The following is a 12,018-nucleotide window of genomic DNA, read 5'->3' on the forward strand; positions in this document are numbered from 1 at the left end:
TGACTAAGCGTACATGGTGGATGCCTTGGCAGTCAGAGGCGATGAAGGACGTACTAACCTGCGATAAGCTGTGAGAAGTCGGTAAGAGACGCTATTACTCACAGATTTCCGAATGGGGAAACCCACCCAGCACAAGCTGGGTATCCGTTAGTGAATACATAGCTAACGGAGGCGAACCGGGAGAACTGAAACATCTAAGTACCCCGAGGAAAAGAAATCAACCGAGATTCCCTCAGTAGCGGCGAGCGAACGGGGATTAGCCCTTAAGCATCTTGGAAGTTAGTGGAACGGTCCTGGAAAGGCCGGCGATACAGGGTGATAGCCCCGTACACGAAAACAACCTTGATGTGAAATCGAGTAGGGCGGGACACGTGACATCCTGTCTGAACATGGGGGGACCATCCTCCAAGGCTAAATACTCCTGACTGACCGATAGTGAACCAGTACCGTGAGGGAAAGGCGAAAAGAACCCCTGTGAGGGGAGTGAAATAGAACCTGAAACCGTGTACGTACAAGCAGTGGGAGCCCTTCGGGGTGACTGCGTACCTTTTGTATAATGGGTCAGCGACTTACATTTTGTAGCGAGGTTAACCGTATAGGGGAGCCGTAGGGAAACCGAGTCTTAACTGGGCGTCTAGTTGCAAGGTGTAGACCCGAAACCGGGTGATCTAGCCATGGGCAGGTTGAAGGTTGAGTAACATCAACTGGAGGACCGAACCCACTAACGTTGCAAAGTTAGGGGATGACCTGTGGCTGGGGGTGAAAGGCCAATCAAACTCGGAGATAGCTGGTTCTCCCCGAAAGCTATTTAGGTAGCGCCTCGGACGAATACTACTGGGGGTAGAGCACTGTTTGGGCTAGGGGGTCATCCCGACTTACCAACCCCATGCAAACTCCGAATACCAGTAAGTAATATCCGGGAGACACACGGCGGGTGCTAACGTCCGTCGTGAAGAGGGAAACAACCCAGACCGCCGGCTAAGGTCCCAAAGTTCTGGTTAAGTGGGAAACGATGTGGGAAGGCTCAGACAGCTAGGATGTTGGCTTAGAAGCAGCCATCATTTAAAGAAAGCGTAATAGCTCACTAGTCGAGTCGGCCTGCGCGGAAGATGTAACGGGGCTCAAACCAGGCACCGAAGCCGCGGATTCACGCTAAGCGTGAGTGGTAGGGGAGCGTTCTGTAAGTCTGCGAAGGTGTATCGAGAGGTATGCTGGAGATATCAGAAGTGCGAATGCTGACGTAAGTAACGATAAAGGGGGTGAAAAGCCTCCTCGCCGGAAGACCAAGGGTTCCTGTCCAACGTTAATCGGGGCAGGGTGAGTCGACCCCTAAGGTGAGGCCGAAAGGCGTAATCGATGGGAAGCAGGTTAATATTCCTGCACGACTTGTAATTGCGATGGGGGGACGGAGAAGGCTAGGTGGGCCAGGCGACGGTTGTCCTGGTGAAAGTGCGTAGGTGGTGTTTCTAGGCAAATCCGGAGACACAACACTGAGACACGAGACGAACGCACTACGGTGCGGAAGCCATTGATGCCCTGCTTCCAGGAAAAGCCTCTAAGCTTCAGATTACAAGTCATCGTACCCCAAACCGACACAGGTGGTCGGGTAGAGAATACCAAGGCGCTTGAGAGAACTCGGGTGAAGGAACTAGGCAAAATAGAACCGTAACTTCGGGAGAAGGTTCGCTCTTGATGGTGAAGTCCCTTGCGGATGGAGCTGTCGGGAGTCGCAGTGACCAGATGGCTGGGACTGTTTATCAAAAACACAGCACTCTGCAAACACGAAAGTGGACGTATAGGGTGTGACACCTGCCCGGTGCCGGAAGGTTAATTGATGGGGTTAGCGCAAGCGAAGCTCTTGATCGAAGCCCCGGTAAACGGCGGCCGTAACTATAACGGTCCTAAGGTAGCGAAATTCCTTGTCGGGTAAGTTCCGACCTGCACGAATGGTGTAACCATGGCCATGCTGTCTCCACCCGAGACTCAGTGAAATCGAATTCGCCGTGAAGATGCGGTGTACCCGCGGCTAGACGGAAAGACCCCGTGAACCTTTACTACAGCTTGGCACTGAACATTGAACCTACATGTGTAGGATAGGTGGGAGGCTTTGAAGCGATGACGCCAGTTGTCGTGGAGCCGTCCTTGAAATACCACCCTTGTATGTTTGATGTTCTAACGCAGGGCCCTGAATCGGGCTCGCGGACAGTGCCTGGTGGGTAGTTTGACTGGGGCGGTCTCCTCCCAAAGAGTAACGGAGGAGCACGAAGGTTGGCTAATCCTGGTCGGACATCAGGAGGTTAGTGCAATGGCATAAGCCAGCTTAACTGCGAGACGGACAGGTCGAGCAGGTACGAAAGTAGGTCATAGTGATCCGGTGGTTCTGAATGGAAGGGCCATCGCTCAACGGATAAAAGGTACTCCGGGGATAACAGGCTGATACCGCCCAAGAGTTCATATCGACGGCGGTGTTTGGCACCTCGATGTCGGCTCATCACATCCTGGGGCTGAAGTCGGTCCCAAGGGTATGGCTGTTCGCCATTTAAAGTGGTACGCGAGCTGGGTTCAGAACGTCGTGAGACAGTTCGGTCCCTATCTGCCGTGGGCGTTGGATGATTGAAGGGAGTTGCTCCTAGTACGAGAGGACCGGAGTGAACGAACCTCTGGTGTTCGGGTTGTCACGCCAGTGGCACTGCCCGGTAGCTAAGTTCGGAATCGATAACCGCTGAAAGCATCTAAGCGGGAAGCGAGCCCTGAGATGAGTCATCCCTGACCCCTTGAGGGTCCTAAAGGGCCGTTGGAGACCACAACGTTGATAGGTGGGGTGTGTAAGCGCGGCGACGTGTTGAGCTAACCCATACTAATTACCCGTGAGGCTTAACCATACAACACCCAAGAAGTGTTTCTGGCCTTGTAGCAAGTGCATGAACTACTCAAATTCAGTGATAGCGACGAGCCAAGAGCGACATCGTTATTCACGTCAGCTTTCTAGATTAAGAATTTGCCTGGCGGCCATAGCGCCGTGGAACCACCTGATCCCATGCCGAACTCAGAAGTGAAACGCGGTAGCGCCGATGGTAGTGTGGCATTCGCCATGCGAGAGTAGGACACTGCCAGGCACCCATTTCAAGATTGCGCGATGAGCGTGGTCTTTACCGGTTAGTGTGCTGATATGGCTCAGTCGGTAGAGCGCATCCTTGGTAAGGATGAGGTCCCCAGTTCGATTCTGGGTATCAGCACCATTAAAAAGAAAGCCTCCCAGTCGGGAGGCTTTTTTGCATTCTCAATTCACCGATATCTTTCTGGCGTCGAGGTAGAAACGGGCTTGTCCCGACTTCTCTATCTGGATGGCCGCGACCAGCTTTTCACCGCGTTTGTATTCCCAGCTCCTTTCGATCGATGTCAAAGGGGGCTTGACGATACCCAGCGTCTGCAAGTACTCGTGAAACAGGCCGGCACTTCTTATTTCGGTCATTCCAGGTTTCATCCTCGTCACCTCTTTATTGTGTTGTTTATATATTTATCAATGGTGGCGATTTCATATGTATTCAATGTGAACGCTTTTCTAGTAAATTGATCCAAGCTAAGTTATGGGCTGAAAAAGGCGGAATTTTCCTAAAATAGGGAATAAAAACATGCTGATAAAGAATGTGAGCCTGGCCGGGCAGACGGGTTTTTGGCAGCTCCTTTGTGAAGGTGGCCATATCCGGGCCATCGAGCCCATGGGGACTCCTCTCCCCTCTGTTGCCGAACTGGACGGGGAAGGCGGTCTTGCCATCGCGCCCTTCATCGAACCTCACATTCACCTGGATACCACCCAGACGGCGGGCGAGCCGAACTGGAACCTGTCGGGCACTCTGTTCGAGGGGATCGAACGCTGGGCCGAGCGCAAGGCGCTGCTGACTCACGAGGACGTCAAGCGTCGTGCCATCCAGACGCTCAAGTGGCAGATGGCCAACGGCATCCAGTTCGTGCGCACCCATGTGGACGTCTCGGATCCTCACTTGGTGGCGCTGAAGGCCATGCTGGAGGTGCGCGAGGAGATGAAGGAGTGGATCGAGCTGCAGATAGTGGCCTTCCCGCAGGAGGGGATACTCTCCTATCCCAACGGCAAGGCCTTGCTGGAAGAGGCACTCAGGCTGGGGGCCGATGTGATCGGCGCCATTCCTCACTTCGAGTTTACTCGGGAGTACGGGGTGCAGAGCCTGCATCACATCTTCGTATTGGCGGAGCAATACGGGGTGCTGGTCGATGTGCACTGCGACGAGATCGACGACGAGCAGTCCCGCTTCATCGAGACCCTGGCCACCCTCGCATACGAGCGCGGCATGGGTCAGCGGGTCACCGCCAGCCACACCACCGCCATGCACTCCTACAACGGCGCCTATGCCTCCCGATTGTTCCGGCTGCTGCGCATGGCGGAGATCAACTTCGTGGCAAACCCTCTGGTGAATATCCATCTGCAGGGGCGGTTCGATACCTATCCCAAACGCCGGGGGATCACCCGGGTGAAGGAGATGCTGGAGGCGGGCATCAATGTCTGCTTCGGCCATGACGACGTGTTTGACCCCTGGTACCCCATGGGGACGGGCAACATGCTGCAGGTACTGCACATGGGACTGCATGTCTGTCAGATCATGGGCTACGAGCAGATCAACGATAGCCTCAAGCTCATCGGCGAGCACAGCGCCCGCACCCTGAACGTGCAGGACAGATACGGCATCCAGGTTGGCAAGCCCGCCAACCTGGTGATCCTGCCGGCGGAGAATGGCTTCGATGCGGTGCGGCGGCAGGTGCCGGTGCGCTACTCCGTCCGGGGAGGACGGGTGATCGCCCAGACCCGGCCCGCGCAGACGTCTCTGCACCTGCCGAGGGAAGAGGCGGTCGATTTTCGCCGTTAACCCTGGATGAATTGATCCTGGCCCTGTCATCCCTGACGGCGCTTTTGCATAATCCCCGAATACTGGCTTGGCACAACGGAATCCATCGATATGCAAACCTGGTTATGTGTGGCCGCCGGCGGGGCGATCGGCGCCTGTCTGCGTTTTGGCATGGGCGAGTTGATGGCATTGCTGCTGGGGCGCCATTTTCCCTACGGCACCCTGGCGGTCAACGTCATCGGCTCCTTCATCATGGGATTGGCCTATGCCCTGATAAGCCACGGCTATGTGCCGGATCACCCGATGAAACCACTGCTCATGGTGGGTATTCTGGGGGCGTTGACTACTTTTTCCTCATTCGCGCTGGATACCGTGCTGCTGGCCCAGCAGGGCGCCTATCTCAAGGCGCTGCTCAACATGGGCCTCAACCTCTTCCTCTGCCTGGCCATGGTGATGCTGGGTATGCAGTTGGTGGCAAGCCGGGGTTGAGGCATGCCTTGTCCCCTTGCCGGAAGATAAGGCTCACTCCATATCATCCGACCGGCCGCCCTCTGAGCGGGCAGTAAACAGGTTCCGAGGTGTCCGGACGCTGACTGCTCTGGTAAACTGACGGCCATTCTTTGCTCTATGGGTGTTTGAGGGATGTCGGAACAGACGAATACTACGCATTTTGGCTATAAAACCGTGGCGACGACCGAGAAGGAAACTCTGGTTGCCGGCGTCTTCCATTCGGTGGCGGCCAAGTATGATCTGATGAACGATCTGATGTCGTTCGGCATCCACCGCCTCTGGAAGCGCTTTACGATCGACTGCTCCGGTGTGCGTAAAGGACAGAAAGTGCTGGATCTGGCCGGTGGTACCGGTGATCTGACTGCCAAGTTCTCCCGCATCGTCGGTGAAACGGGCCAGGTCGTGCTGGCGGACATCAACGACTCCATGCTGAAGGTGGGCCGCGACAAGCTGCGCAACCTGGGGGTGGCGAACAACGTCTCCTACGTGCAGGCCAATGCCGAGGCGCTGCCCTTCCCGGACAATCACTTCGATGTCATCACCATTGGCTTCGGCCTGCGCAACGTCACCGACAAGGACAAGGCGCTGGCTTCCATGTACCGGGTACTCAAGCCAGGTGGACGCCTGCTGGTGCTGGAGTTCTCCAAGCCCGAGAGCGAGGTGATCGCCAAGCTCTATGACCTTTACTCCTTCAAGCTATTGCCCAAGATGGGCGAGATCGTGGCGAACGACAGCGAGAGCTACAAGTACCTGGCGGAGTCCATTCGCATGCACCCGGATCAGCAGACCCTGAAGGGGATGATGGAGAATGCCGGTTTCGATCAGGTGGACTTCTACAACCTGACCCAGGGCGTGGTCGCCCTGCACCGTGGTTACAAGTTTTAAGGTTGCCTATGCCGATGGATGCCATGGTCACCGCGGTGATCGAAACCAGCCTCAACCAGTTGCTGGCCCTCGACAAGCAGAGTTCTGAGCGGCTGCGCAAGCTGGCGGGCAAGGTGCTCAAGCTGGAGCTGCGTGAGCTCAAGCCACTCTGGTTCGTGTTCTCCGAGCGTCGCCTCGATGTGCTGGCCCGGTTTGAAGGGGAGGCCGATGCGGTGCTGAGCCTCTCCCTGACGGCCCTGGGTCTGCTCAAGGATCCCTCTTCCCTGACCCGCTATATCCGCGAGGAGCGGCTCGATCTGAGCGGCGATCCCCAGCTGGTACAGGCCTTCAGCGCTTTGCTGGGGGAGCTGGATATCGACTGGGAGGAGGAGCTCTCCCGTTACACCGGTGACGTGCTGGCCCATACCCTGTGCAGCGGTGCCCGTCAGGCGCGTCGTCTGGTGGGGCGCGAGCTGTGCCGCAGCCAGCGTCAGCTGGCGGAGTACCTGACCGAAGAGGCCAGAGTCGCGCCGGGTCCGCTGGAGGTCGCCAGTTTCAACGACGATGTCGAGTTGCTGGCCCAGCACATGAAGGCGGTCGAGTTGCGACTGGCCCGCCTCGAACAACGGGTGAGCTGATGACTCCGAAAGAGTTCAAACGCCTCTATCGCATCGTCAGCATTCTGCTGGAGCAGGGTATCGATGAGCTGGTGCCCGCCCGCTATCAACCCTGGCCGGGACGCCTGCTGCGCCGCAGCCTGTTCTGGCTCAAGAACAAGCAGCCGACCCTCAATCGCGGTGCCCGCATCCGCCTCGCCTTCGAGGCGCTGGGCCCCATCTTCATCAAGTTTGGCCAGATGCTGTCGACCCGGCGGGATCTGTTGCCGCCGGACATCGCCGAGGAGCTGGCGCTGCTGCAGGACAGGGTGCCTCCCTTCTGCGGTCAGGCCGCCCGCCGTCAGATAGAGGCGAGCCTGGGCTGCCCCATCGAGACCCTGTTCGACGACTTCGACGAGACGCCGCTGGCGTCCGCCTCTATCGCCCAGGTGCACACCGCCAGATTGAAGGAGAATGGCCGCGAGATCGTCATCAAGGTGATCCGCCCGGACATCGAACCCATCATCGAGGCGGACCTGCGCCTGATGCAGGCGGTAGCCAAACTGGCCGCGCGCTTCGTGCCCCAGAGCGCCCGACTGCGTCCGGTGGAGGTGGTGGAGGAGTATCGCAAGACCATACTCGACGAGCTGAACCTGATGCGCGAGGCGGCCAACGCCATCCAGCTGCGCCGCAACTTCACCGGCTCCGACGCCCTCTATGTGCCCGAGGTGTTCACCGAACACTGCCGCGAGCAGGTGCTGGTGATGGAGCGCATCTATGGCATCGCGGTGTCCGACATCGAGGCGCTGGCAGCCAACGGCACCAACATGAAGCTGCTGGCGGAGCGCGGGGTGGAGGTGTTCTTCACCCAGGTGTTCCGGGACAGCTTCTTCCACGCCGACATGCACCCGGGCAACATCTTCGTCTCGTATGAGCACCCGGAGAACCCCCTCTGGATCGGCATCGACTGTGGCATCGTCGGGACGCTGAACCGGGAAGACAAGCGCTACCTGGCGGAGAACTTCCTCGCCTTCTTCAACCGGGACTATCGCCGGGTGGCGGAGCTGCACGTGGAGTCCGGCTGGGTGCCTGCCGATACCAAGGTGGACGAGTTCGAGTTCGCCATCCGCACCGTGCTGGAGCCCATCTTCGAGAAGCCCCTGTCCGAGATCTCCTTCGGCCACGTGTTGCTCAACCTGTTCAACACCGCCCGCCGCTTCAACATGCAGGTGCAGCCACAGCTGGTGCTGCTGCAGAAGACCCTGCTCTACGTAGAAGGGCTGGGGCGTCAACTCTATCCCCAGCTGGATCTGTGGCAGACCGCCAAGCCCTATCTGGAGAGCTGGATGCATCAGCAGGTGGGCCCCAAGGCCGTGCTGAACGCCATCAAAGAAAAGGCGCCGTTCTGGGCCGAGAAGCTGCCGGAACTGCCTGAGCTGGTCTACGAGACCCTGCGTCAGGCGCGCCATCAGCAACACCATTTCGATCAGATGTTCGCCGATTTTCGTAAGCACAGCCGCCGCCAGGGGCAGGCGCGCTACCTCTTAGGGGTTGGAGCCAGCCTGTTGCTTGCGGGTGTATTCTTGCTGACCCAGAGACAACACATTGAGTGGGGACAAATAACGCTAGCCGGCGCCGGTGTATGCTGGGTACTCGGCTGGCTGAAGGCCCGCTCACACTAATCTTTCCGCTAAACGCTCAAATGCGCCGACTGGCGCCAATTTTGGAGAAATATCATGGGTGGTATCAGTATCTGGCAGTTGTTGATCATCGCAGTCATCGTGGTGCTGCTGTTCGGCACCAAGAAGTTGCGCGGGATCGGCGGTGATCTGGGTGCGGCGGTCAAGGGCTTCAAGAAGGCGCTGTCCGACGATCCGGCCGATGCCAAGCCCGAGCAGAAGGATGCGGAGTTTCCGCCAAAGCAACTGAACGAGACGGCCAACAGCGCCGACACCACCAAGCAGAAAGACAAAGATCAGGCCTAAGCCATGTTCGACATCGGTTTTTGGGAGCTGGTCGTCATCGCCGTGGTGGCCTTGGTGGTGCTGGGGCCGGAACGGCTGCCCGGCGCCATCCGTACGGCAGCCCACTGGATCAAGCTCATTCGCAGCACGGCCAACTCGGTGAAGTCCGAGCTGGAGCAGGAGCTCAAGTTGCAAGAGCTGCACAATGACCTGAAAAAGGCCGAAACCCTGAAGATGAGCAACCTGAGCCCCGAGCTGCAGGAGTCCATCGAGCAGTTGAAGACGGCGGCCCAGTCGGTGAATCGCCCCTACCAGCCGCAACCCGAGCCACAGAACGAGATCCGTCCCCCGGTGACGCCAGCGCCTGAGCCCATTACCGCTCCGGCGCCCCAGGCCCTGCCTGAGGCAGAAGCGGAGGCAGAGGCAGTTCCTCAGCTCGACGCCGTGCCCACTCCTCTGGTGAAAGAGAACCAGGAGGTGAAGTCATGAGTCAGGCCGAGCAACCCCTGATCAGCCACCTGGTGGAGTTGAGAACCCGGTTGATGCGCTCCATTCTGGCCATCTTGCTGGTGTTTGTCGGGCTCATCTACTTCTCCAACAACATCTATGACTTCGTGGCCCAGCCGCTGCTCAGCCAGCTGCCGGAAGGCACCAGCATGATAGCGACGGACGTGGCGACCCCCTTCATCACGCCCATCAAGCTGACCCTGATGGTCTCCTTCTTCGTGGCCATTCCCTATCTGCTGTATCAAGCCTGGGCCTTCATCGCGCCCGGGTTGTACCAGCATGAGCGGCGCATGGTCCTGCCGTTGGTCGCCTCCAGTGCCGTGCTCTTCTATGCCGGCATGGCGTTCGCCTATTACGTGGTGTTTCCGCTGGTGTTCGGCTTCTTCACCAGCACGGCTCCCGCCGGGGTCACGGTGGCAACGGACATCGCCAGCTACCTGGACTTCGTGCTGACCCTGTTCTTCGCGTTCGGGGTGGCGTTCGAGATCCCCATCGCCACCATACTGCTGTGCTGGACCGGAGTGACCACGCCCAAGAGCCTCAAGGAGAAGCGCCCCTACGTCATCGTCGGGGTCTTCGTGGTGGGCATGTTGCTGACGCCTCCCGATGTCTTCTCCCAGACCCTGCTGGCGATCCCCATGTGGGCGCTGTGGGAGCTCGGCCTCTTCTTCGCCCGTTTCTACGTGAAGAAGGACGATGCCGCCGAGCAGGCGCAGGTGGACGAAGAGCATTAATTGCCGACACAGGAGGGGAGCCCAGGCTCCCTTCCTCTTTTCATGCCCCCCGCACAAGCGTATGGTAAGGCCCCATCCTGTAGATGGTTTTCAAATGCCTGATATACAGCCTCTTTATCTGGAAATGCTCATCCCATGATCGACATCGGAATCAACCTCACCAGTCCCCAGTTTGCCGGCGAACAGGTCGAGCTGGTGAACCGCGCCCGCGCTGCCGGGGTCGAGGGGTTGATCCTCACCGGCACCTGCCTGGCGGGCAGCCGGGAGAGCGCCGCCTTGGCCGCCCGCTGGCCGGGCTACTGCTTCTCCACCGCCGGGGTGCATCCCCACGACGCGTCGAGCGTCGATGCGCAGACTCTGCCTGCCTTGCGTGAGCTGGCTGCCCTGCCCCAGGTGGTGGCCATCGGCGAGTGCGGTCTCGACTACAACCGCGACTTCTCGCCCCGGCCGGTACAGGATGCGGTATTCGACGCCCAGCTGGCGCTGGCTGCCGAGCTGAACATGCCGGTGTTCCTGCACTGCCGGGATGCTCACGGGCGTTTCATCGAGATCCTGCGGCCCTGGTTGCCGCGTCTGCCCGGCGCCGTGCTGCACTGCTTCACCGGCGCCGATGCCGAACTGGACGAGTGTCTGGCGCTGGGGCTGCATATCGGCGTGACCGGCTGGCTGTGCGACGAGCGCCGTGGTCAGCTGCTGCGCGAACAGGTGGCGCGGATCCCGGCCGGCCGGTTGATGATAGAGACCGACGCCCCCTATCTGGTGCCACGGGATCTGAAGCCCAGACCCAAACGCAACGAACCTGCTTATCTGCCGCACATCGCCAAGGTGGTGGCGGCCTGTCGTGGTGAGACGCCCGAGGCCTTGCTGGCCCACACCCGGGCCACCTCAGCCGCGTTCTTCCAACTTCCACTCCAGGAGTGACTCATGGCAACTACTCTTCCGGGCGCCTTCCCGGGCCGCCGCCTGCGCCGGGTGCGCAAGAATGACTTCAGCCGTCGTCTGGTACGTGAAAATACGCTGACCGTCGATGACCTCATCTATCCGGTGTTCGTGCTGGAGGGGGTGAACCAGCGCGAGGCCGTCGCCTCCATGCCCGGAGTGGATCGCCTCTCCATCGACCTGCTGCTGGAAGAGGCCGCGGAACTGGTGGCTCTCGGCGTGCCCGCCATCGCCCTGTTCCCGGTGACGCCGCTTCAAAGCAAGAGCCTGATGGCGGAGGAGGCTTACAGCCCCGACGGCCTGGCCCAGCGCGCCACCCGTGCCCTCAAGGCGCGCTTCCCGGAACTCGGGGTCATCACCGACGTGGCGCTGGATCCCTTCACCACCCACGGCCAGGACGGCATCATCGATGACGAAGGCTATGTGCAAAACGACATCACCACCGAGATCCTGGTGAAGCAGGCGCTCTCCCATGCCGCCGCCGGCGCCGACATAGTGGCACCGTCCGACATGATGGATGGCCGCATCGGCGCGATCCGCGCCGCACTGGAGGAGAACGGCTTCGTCAACGTGCAGATCATGGCCTACTCCGCCAAGTACGCCTCCTGCTACTACGGCCCGTTCCGCGATGCGGTGGGCTCCGCCGGCAACCTCGGCAAGAGCAACAAGGCCACCTATCAGATGGATCCGGCCAACGACAACGAGGCCCTGCACGAGGTGGCACTGGACATCCAGGAAGGGGCCGACAGCGTCATGGTCAAGCCGGGCATGCCCTATCTGGACGTGATCCGCCGGGTCAAGGACCAGTTCGGGGTGCCGACCTTCGCCTATCAGGTGAGTGGCGAGTACGCCATGCACATGGCCGCCATCCAGAACGGCTGGTTGAAGGAGAAGGAGTGCATCCTGGAATCCCTTGTCTGCTTCAAGCGGGCAGGGGCCGACGGCATCCTCACCTACTTCGCCAAGCGGGTGGCCCAGTGGCTGCAGGAAGACGCTCGCCGGAGCTGAACGGTTTGAGCGAATGAAA

11 protein-coding genes, 1 tRNA gene and 2 rRNA genes (1 of these 14 cut by a window edge) are annotated in these 12,018 nt (G+C 59.4%); 13 read left to right on the forward strand and 1 reads right to left on the reverse strand.

The window, feature by feature from the left end; genetic code table 11:
- From VZC39_RS00305 to VZC39_RS00315, 3 genes are all read left to right on the forward strand, one after another.
- Positions 1 to 2,882, forward strand: a 23S ribosomal RNA gene (locus VZC39_RS00305); it begins 7 nt to the left of the window's first position.
- 119 nt (positions 2,883 to 3,001) lie between these two features.
- Positions 3,002 to 3,116 (forward strand): 5S ribosomal RNA (gene rrf, locus VZC39_RS00310).
- Between the two features lie 47 nt (positions 3,117 to 3,163).
- Positions 3,164 to 3,239, forward strand: a tRNA-Thr gene (locus VZC39_RS00315).
- Between the two features lie 41 nt (positions 3,240 to 3,280).
- Here VZC39_RS00315 and VZC39_RS00320 read toward each other — a convergent pair.
- On the reverse strand, positions 3,281 to 3,484 hold the full coding sequence (locus tag VZC39_RS00320) for a hypothetical protein (protein ID WP_349920496.1): 204 nt from the start codon (positions 3,482 to 3,484) through the stop codon (positions 3,281 to 3,283).
- Positions 3,485 to 3,632: 148 nt separating this feature from the next.
- Here VZC39_RS00320 and VZC39_RS00325 point away from each other — a divergent pair, with 148 nt between their 5' ends.
- From VZC39_RS00325 to hemB, 10 genes are all read left to right on the forward strand, one after another.
- Positions 3,633 to 4,898: a cytosine deaminase gene (locus VZC39_RS00325; protein WP_349920497.1), complete on the forward strand. Its 1,266-nt coding sequence runs from the start codon at positions 3,633 to 3,635 to the stop codon at positions 4,896 to 4,898.
- A gap of 90 nt (positions 4,899 to 4,988) precedes the next feature.
- Entirely contained in the window at positions 4,989 to 5,366 is a 378-nt protein-coding gene (crcB, locus tag VZC39_RS00330) for a fluoride efflux transporter CrcB (RefSeq protein ID WP_349920498.1), read from the forward strand.
- Positions 5,367 to 5,519: 153 nt separating this feature from the next.
- A complete protein-coding gene (gene ubiE, locus VZC39_RS00335) occupies positions 5,520 to 6,272 on the forward strand; it encodes a bifunctional demethylmenaquinone methyltransferase/2-methoxy-6-polyprenyl-1,4-benzoquinol methylase UbiE (RefSeq protein WP_434664873.1) in 753 nt (250 codons plus the stop codon).
- Between the two features lie 8 nt (positions 6,273 to 6,280).
- Positions 6,281 to 6,889, forward strand: coding sequence for a ubiquinone biosynthesis accessory factor UbiJ (locus VZC39_RS00340; protein ID WP_434664875.1), 609 nt, complete (start codon positions 6,281 to 6,283; stop codon positions 6,887 to 6,889).
- On the forward strand, positions 6,889 to 8,529 hold the full coding sequence (ubiB, locus tag VZC39_RS00345; RefSeq protein WP_434664877.1) for a ubiquinone biosynthesis regulatory protein kinase UbiB: 1,641 nt from the start codon (positions 6,889 to 6,891) through the stop codon (positions 8,527 to 8,529). Before VZC39_RS00340 ends, ubiB begins: the two co-directional genes overlap by 1 nt.
- Before the next feature lie 54 nt (positions 8,530 to 8,583).
- The gene (gene tatA, locus VZC39_RS00350; protein WP_349920502.1) at positions 8,584 to 8,832 is read left to right on the forward strand and encodes a Sec-independent protein translocase subunit TatA; all 249 of its coding nucleotides are present in this window, start codon (positions 8,584 to 8,586) and stop codon (positions 8,830 to 8,832) included.
- A gap of 3 nt (positions 8,833 to 8,835) precedes the next feature.
- Positions 8,836 to 9,300 (forward strand): Sec-independent protein translocase protein TatB, encoded by a 465-nt coding sequence (gene tatB, locus VZC39_RS00355; RefSeq protein ID WP_434664879.1) that lies wholly within the window; start codon positions 8,836 to 8,838, stop codon positions 9,298 to 9,300.
- Positions 9,297 to 10,052, forward strand: a complete 756-nt coding sequence (gene tatC / locus VZC39_RS00360) for a twin-arginine translocase subunit TatC (protein ID WP_434664880.1) — start codon at positions 9,297 to 9,299, stop codon at positions 10,050 to 10,052. Before tatB ends, tatC begins: the two co-directional genes overlap by 4 nt.
- Before the next feature lie 135 nt (positions 10,053 to 10,187).
- Complete coding sequence (locus VZC39_RS00365) at positions 10,188 to 10,973, forward strand: TatD family hydrolase (RefSeq protein WP_434664881.1); 786 nt, start codon at positions 10,188 to 10,190, stop codon at positions 10,971 to 10,973.
- A gap of 3 nt (positions 10,974 to 10,976) precedes the next feature.
- Positions 10,977 to 11,999 (forward strand): porphobilinogen synthase, encoded by a 1,023-nt coding sequence (gene hemB / locus VZC39_RS00370; RefSeq protein WP_434664883.1) that lies wholly within the window; start codon positions 10,977 to 10,979, stop codon positions 11,997 to 11,999.
- The last annotated feature ends 19 nt before the right edge of the window (positions 12,000 to 12,018 follow it).

Source organism: Aeromonas sp. NJAU223 (assembly GCF_051125555.1).
GTDB lineage: Bacteria > Pseudomonadota > Gammaproteobacteria > Enterobacterales > Aeromonadaceae > Aeromonas > Aeromonas veronii_G.

Coding starts and splice junctions, on each gene's coding strand:
- VZC39_RS00320 (WP_349920496.1), bottom strand. CDS start 3,484: ATGAAACCTGGAATGACCGAAATAAGAAGTGCCGGCCTGTTTCACGAG.
- VZC39_RS00325 (WP_349920497.1), top strand. CDS start 3,633: ATGCTGATAAAGAATGTGAGCCTGGCCGGGCAGACGGGTTTTTGGCAG.
- crcB (WP_349920498.1), top strand. CDS start 4,989: ATGCAAACCTGGTTATGTGTGGCCGCCGGCGGGGCGATCGGCGCCTGT.
- ubiE (WP_434664873.1), top strand. CDS start 5,520: ATGTCGGAACAGACGAATACTACGCATTTTGGCTATAAAACCGTGGCG.
- VZC39_RS00340 (WP_434664875.1), top strand. CDS start 6,281: ATGCCGATGGATGCCATGGTCACCGCGGTGATCGAAACCAGCCTCAAC.
- ubiB (WP_434664877.1), top strand. CDS start 6,889: ATGACTCCGAAAGAGTTCAAACGCCTCTATCGCATCGTCAGCATTCTG.
- tatA (WP_349920502.1), top strand. CDS start 8,584: ATGGGTGGTATCAGTATCTGGCAGTTGTTGATCATCGCAGTCATCGTG.
- tatB (WP_434664879.1), top strand. CDS start 8,836: ATGTTCGACATCGGTTTTTGGGAGCTGGTCGTCATCGCCGTGGTGGCC.
- tatC (WP_434664880.1), top strand. CDS start 9,297: ATGAGTCAGGCCGAGCAACCCCTGATCAGCCACCTGGTGGAGTTGAGA.
- VZC39_RS00365 (WP_434664881.1), top strand. CDS start 10,188: ATGATCGACATCGGAATCAACCTCACCAGTCCCCAGTTTGCCGGCGAA.
- hemB (WP_434664883.1), top strand. CDS start 10,977: ATGGCAACTACTCTTCCGGGCGCCTTCCCGGGCCGCCGCCTGCGCCGG.